A 1,165-nucleotide genomic window follows, 5' to 3' on the forward strand; every position below is an offset into this window, starting at 1 on the left:
TCTCTGTTCTTGCGCTCCGTTTTGCCGTTGTAACTGGGCTGATAGTTTTGTCTGAATCATAATAATTATCCTTCCCTGTTTCTCCGGCATGGTCATGATAATTCAGGCCAATCGCTACTATATTTGGCGGAAAGACCGGCGGCAGTAATTCAATTCCCATGTTTACCTTTTTTCAATTGATAAATTCGAGTATTTCTTCTATAAAACCTCTGAAATCCTCCAGGTTATTCTGCAGTATGTCATATATTTCATTCTCATCCACCCTGTCATACATATGGACAACTCTATTGCGAAATCCCGCCATAACACCATATGTTTCCTGATTTTCTTCAGAAACCACTTTATTTTCAGCCAGAATAGAAAAAACCTCCGCATTTGTATCAGCCTTACCCAGTCTCCGCCGGGCAATCAACATATTGGCAATATCTATCATTATCTCAATGAAAGTCTGCAGTAAATATTTGCTGGCCTCAATATTGCGAAAGTCATTCATAAATTCTTCCCGGTCCATCTCCTGGAGAGACCTGAGTTTAACAAGGTTTTCTTCCAGTCTCTCAATTTTAACCAGCAGCTCATCCCTCTCATTCATTTAGATACTCCTTCTTTAGGGCCTTTTCATATTCATCATAATATTTTCTGGCCCTGATTTTTTCATCATAGGCAAATGTGAGCACATAGTAGATAAAATCGCTGACAGTCTCACGGTCCCGCTCATACAGCAGCTCCCCGCTGGATATTATCTCATGCTGCAGCAGTATGGGAGCCTTATTTAAATTAACAATATCTATATCTTCTATCCCCAGAATACTGGATAGACCAGCCATCACCTGCATATCTCTCATAAGGCCTGACTCTTCTCCCTCTCTGTATAAGATGGCAAAATCGATATCGCTCAGGGGAGTTTCATACTCTGTCCCGTGTGAACCAAACAGATAGGCGGCCATTATATCCTCTTCACCGGCAAAATATTTTTTTATTTCCTCTTTGCTCTCTATCCGCTCCCTATCAACATCCATCAGTGCATCTCCTCCCGTATGCCTTCCTTAAAATCTTCGTAAAAATGCTGCAGCTTCATCCCGAAATCAAAATAATTCTTCAGAACATCTTCCATAAAATCAGCAGTCCTTATCTCATCTCTTTCAAAAATTTTTTGGCCTTCGCTTAT

At 40.5% G+C, this 1,165-nt stretch carries 2 protein-coding genes; both read right to left on the reverse strand.

Annotation, left to right across the window (positions count from 1 at the left end; genetic code table 11):
• Nucleotides 1-172 precede the first annotated feature (172 nt).
• Nucleotides 173-589, reverse strand: a complete 417-nt coding sequence (gene hepT, locus BLT15_RS13035) for a type VII toxin-antitoxin system HepT family RNase toxin (RefSeq protein ID WP_089762521.1) — start codon at nt 587-589, stop codon at nt 173-175.
• The gene (mntA, locus tag BLT15_RS13040; protein WP_089762523.1) at nt 582-1,016 is read right to left on the reverse strand and encodes a type VII toxin-antitoxin system MntA family adenylyltransferase antitoxin; all 435 of its coding nucleotides are present in this window, start codon (nt 1,014-1,016) and stop codon (nt 582-584) included. Before mntA ends, hepT begins: the two co-directional genes overlap by 8 nt.
• Nucleotides 1,017-1,165: the final 149 nt, after the last annotated feature.

Source organism: Halarsenatibacter silvermanii, assembly GCF_900103135.1.
In the GTDB taxonomy this organism is placed as follows: domain Bacteria; phylum Bacillota; class Halanaerobiia; order Halanaerobiales; family Halarsenatibacteraceae; genus Halarsenatibacter; species Halarsenatibacter silvermanii.